Annotated in this window: 3 protein-coding genes and 1 pseudogene; 1 reads left to right on the top strand and 3 read right to left on the bottom strand. The window is 67.5% G+C overall.

Features of this window, described 5'->3' with window-relative positions; translation table 11 throughout:
• Nucleotides 1–547 (bottom strand): glutamine synthetase beta-grasp domain-containing protein (locus LQV45_RS23840; protein WP_230009107.1); only part of this gene is annotated, 547 nt, incomplete at its 3' end.
• Between the two features lie 27 nt (nt 548–574).
• Nucleotides 575–781: an SPOR domain-containing protein gene (locus tag LQV45_RS23835; RefSeq protein WP_138172272.1), complete on the bottom strand. Its 207-nt coding sequence runs from the start codon at nt 779–781 to the stop codon at nt 575–577.
• Between the two features lie 98 nt (nt 782–879).
• Here LQV45_RS23835 and ppgK point away from each other — a divergent pair, with 98 nt between their 5' ends.
• Nucleotides 880–1,665 carry a polyphosphate--glucose phosphotransferase gene (gene ppgK, locus LQV45_RS23830; protein ID WP_230009106.1) on the top strand — a complete coding sequence of 262 codons (786 nt, stop codon included), beginning with the start codon at nt 880–882 and terminating at the stop codon, nt 1,663–1,665.
• 52 nt (nt 1,666–1,717) lie between these two features.
• On the opposite strand, the pseudogene LQV45_RS23825 reads toward ppgK, so the two are convergent.
• A pseudogene (locus LQV45_RS23825) lies at nt 1,718–2,856 on the bottom strand (hypothetical protein); the annotation flags it as partial.

Here is a 2,856-nt window from a genome sequence, read left to right as displayed (position 1 = left end):
CGACCGAGATGCCGAGGTCTTCGAGCATCCGCACCGAACGACGACGGAAGTCGTGGGCCGTGCCGCCGGGGACGTTGTCGAAGTACCCGGCGGAGTCGACGGGCTCGGGACGCCCGTCGGGGCCCAGCTGCGACGACTTCAGCAGGTAGAACTCGATCTCGGGGTGCGTGTAGAACGTGAACCCGGCATCGGCGGCCTTCGCGAGCGTGCGCTTGAGCACGTGGCGGGGGTCGGCCACCGCGGGCTGCCCGTCAGGCGTCGTGATGTCGCAGAACATGCGCGCGGTCGGGTCGATCTCGCCGCGCCACGGGAGGATCTGAAACGTCGTGGGGTCGGGGAGCGCCAGAAGGTCCGACTCGTACGAGCGCGTCAGGCCCTCGATCGCCGAACCGTCGAAGCCCAGCCCCTCGCTGAAGGCCCCCTCGACCTCGGCGGGTGCGATCGCCACCGACTTCAGGGTGCCGACCACGTCGGTGAACCACAGCCGTACGAACTTCACGCCGCGTTCTTCGATCGTCCGCAAGACGAAATCGCGCTGCTTGTCCATCGTTCTCCTCGTCTCGGTCCGGAAGGGTCAGCGGCCGGAGCCGGAGCCCCAGTCGGAGTCGCGCGCGTCCTCTTCGGACCACTTCTTCGAGCGCTCCTGCATGATCTGGGGCGCGCGAGCGGCTTCTTCCGCGGTGTCGAACGGGCCCGCGCGGTCGATCGCCGGCGACTCGTACCCCTGCTCGACCTCACCGGTCTCGAGGTTGTACCAGTACTTCTGATTCTCGTCGCTCACGATCGCTCCTTGCGTAGGTCTCGCTCCGCAGCGGACTTCTGGCGGGCGCTCTCCCGATCCTACTGATCCAGACCCCGCGCCTGGATAGGCTGGGGGGCATGGCAACGAATGCGTCGCGTGCGGTCGGAGTGGACATCGGCGGAACCGGGATCAAGGCGGGAATCGTCGACCTGGATGCCGGTGAGCTGATCGGCGATCGGGTCAAGGTATCCACCCCCCAGGGCGCGGAGCCCGCCGACGTCCTGGACACGGTCCGCGAGGTCCTTCAGAAGCTCGAGGCGCCAGAGGATCTGCCGCTGGGCGTCGCCTTCCCCGCGATCGTCAAGAACGGCAAGACGCTGTCCGCAGCGAACGTCTCCTCGTCGTGGATCGGGTTCGAGGCCGAGAAGTTCTTCGAGGACGGCCTGTCCCGTGACATCCACTTCGCCAACGACGCCGACGTCGCCGGGATCGCCGAGGTCCGGTACGGGGCCGCGAAGGGCGTGAACGGCCTGGTGATCCTCACCACGCTCGGCACGGGCATCGGGTCGGCGATGATCTACGACGGCGTCCTGATCCCCAACAGCGAGCTCGGTCACCTGCAGCGCGCCGAACACAAGAGGGATGCCGAAGGCTACGCGGCCTATTCCGCGATGGAGCGCGAACAGCTTTCGTGGGAGAAGTGGACGAAGCGTCTGCAGTGGTACTACGACTACGTCGAGTTCCTCTTCAGCCCCGACCTGATCGTCGTCGGCGGCGGGGTGTCGAAGCACGCCGACGAGTTCCTGCCGATGCTGAAGCTCCGCGCCCCCATTGTTCCGGCGAAGCACCGCAACAACGCGGGCATCATCGGTGCCGCGTCTCTCGCCGTGCCGGTGCCGGAGGCGCTGCCCGCGGTGAAGTAGCGGGCTGCGCCTTCGCGTGACGCGGGCGGCGCATCAGTGGGTGCGCGCACTCTCACCCTGAGACAGGGATGTCCGCGCCCCGATACTCGAAATGGTTGTGGTTGCAGGAGTCCGCGAACTGCACCCATCCGGTCGGGACGCGGACGTCGTGTCCGGGGCAGCCCAGCTGCCCGAGTCCGGCCGGGGGCGGCAACACCGAGGTCATCGCGTTGATCAGCGCTCGGTCGTTGGCCGTCCCTCCCGTGGCGAAGACTCCATTGACCTGACTGATGTCGACCGCGTGGCCGCCACCGTTTCGGTAGTGCCAGCTGCTGGCGCTCCCGGTGTCCTCGCACCAGCGATTAAGCGAGCTGATCCGGATCGAGAAGCCCTGCTCGACCACCACCTTCCTCAGCGCGTGCAGCAGGACGTCGTTGATGTTGCAGGAGCGGCCGGTCGCCGGGTTCACGTACTCGACCCCGTTCGCGTAGGACTCAATCTGTGAGCGGAGGAGGGGCAACCCGTAGCTAAGGCGACCGCTGTTCACCAGAGCCCGCGCATCGGCCTGCGCCGACGGTGCCACCGCAGGAGGCGGGACATACGGCCCGGGCCCGGGCACCCATACCGTCACCCAGAAAGGAGAGGGGCTCGTCGCGTTCACCTCGAAGGGTAGCGGGGGGTCGTATCCCCTCGGAACGTTCAGGGTCGTCACGCAGTGCAGTCCCTCGGTGAGGGAGATCCCGAACCCGCCTTCGGCCCATCGGTTCGCCGCGGTGGTGTTCTGCCACACCGCTGGACCCTCGTCTTCGCAGGACCCTTCGCGGATACGCACGGTCACTCCGTTGATGGGGGTCCCGCCGTCGTTCTTCGCGACGACAGCACCGGTGACCACGGGTTTTGGTTCGGGTCCCGGCACCCAGACCGTCACCCAGTTCGCCGGGCGCTGCTCCATCGTGAACGTGACGTCGTTCGGAAGCCAGTAGGGGGAAGGCACGGAGAGAGTTCGGATGCAGTAGTCCCCCGCTTCCAACCCGATCCCGAACGCCCCGTACGCGTCCGGTCGGTCCGTAGTCGTGGTTCGCCACACCGCCGGGCCTTGGCAGGTCTTCTTGCGGATCTCGACGGTGACTCCGGGGAGGAGCTCGGAGGACGGGCCCTTAATGGAGACGGCACCCGTCCCGATCGGCCGGGCGACGGGCGTCGGCTCCGGGA

This window comes from Microbacterium sp. Bi128, assembly GCF_918698205.1.
The sequence above is the reverse complement of the archived record's forward strand: the minus strand, read 5'-3'. Positions and strand labels throughout refer to the sequence as shown.

Bases quoted from the DNA above. Each gene is read 5' to 3' on its own strand.
- ppgK (WP_230009106.1), top strand. From the start codon at position 880: ATGGCAACGAATGCGTCGCGTGCGGTCGGAGTGGACATCGGCGGAACC.